The 1,152-nt window shown below is 66.4% G+C and carries 1 protein-coding gene; it reads right to left on the bottom strand.

Annotation, left to right across the window (positions count from 1 at the left end; translation table 11 throughout):
• Window positions 1-17 precede the first annotated feature (17 nt).
• Entirely contained in the window at window positions 18-965 is a 948-nt protein-coding gene (locus ACFLIT_RS17815; RefSeq protein WP_479912611.1) for an IS110 family RNA-guided transposase, read from the bottom strand.
• Window positions 966-1,152: the final 187 nt, after the last annotated feature.

Genomic DNA, 1,152 nt, shown 5'->3' with positions numbered 1-1,152 from the left:
ACCTTCCGTGCATCTGGTCAAGGCTTGGCGTGAGCCCAAGGCTGTTGATCCCGGACGATGGCGTTGAGAGTGACGAGCATCTTCCGCATGACGGCGGTGAGAGCGACCTTGCCCGGTCGATTATTGTTGTGGACCAGGTTTTCGTAGAAGGCCTTCATGACGGGGTTCCAGCGGATGGCGCAGCGCGCGGCGTTGAACAGCACGCGCCGGACACCTGGTCGGCCATGGCCAGTGGGCGCGCGTCGCTTGGTCTTGCCGCTTTCGCGGTTTTGAGGCGCCAGGCCGACAAGGGCGGCGATCTCCTTGCCTGAGAGCCGGCCAAGTTCGGGTAACTCGCCCATCAGGGTCTGTATGGTGATCGGCCCGACGCCGGTCAGGGACCGCATGTTGCGGGTGGTGATCGCCAGCGTGGGATCTGCGGCGACATGGGCTTCGATGGCGCGCTCGAGGGTGTCGAGAGCAGCCTCAAGCGCCGCCACAACCGCATCCAAGCCTTCGCGCACGATCGGGTTCTCGGCCCGTGTCGCGCGGCAGCGTTCCATCTGGAGCAGCAGCACCAACTGACGGCGACGTGTGGTCATGTCCCGCAGGGCCTCGTCGCCCTCGACCATCGGAGCCAGCCCTCGGCCGGCCAGCTCCGCCGCGGCGAAGTCGGCCAACAAGCGCGCGTCGCAGCGATCGGTCTTGGCCTTGACGCCTCGCAGGCGGCGGAAGGCCACGACGGCGTTGGGATGGACGCGGGCGAACGGCAGGCCTCTGGCGACGAGCAGGCGGCGCAGAACGCGCTCGTAGCCGCCTGTCGGCTCGAAGGCGACCAGCCCGACGGCATCCGGCTTCAACCTGGCCAGCCAAGCCTCGATCGCTTCGGCCGTGTTGGCGATGCGCTCAACCACGCCCTGGCCATGAACTGCGATATCTACCCAGTCGGCCGACACGTCGACGCCGACGAACACCTTGTTGGACATGAGCTTCTCCGGCAGCATGTGCATATGGTCCGCACGCCGGGTTGCATTCGGGCGAGAGCCCCCTCTTCCGTTCGCGTGTAAGACCGAGACGCTGGCGGGCTCAAGGTAGCCACGGTCGCAAGACCCACCCATGATCGAGGGACCGCCAGCGTCACCCTCCTCTCGGAGGTCGGCTCAACATGCAACC

This window comes from Caulobacter sp. HJHS_5 (assembly GCF_056683955.1).
The sequence above is the reverse complement of the archived record's forward strand: the minus strand, read 5'-3'. Positions and strand labels throughout refer to the sequence as shown.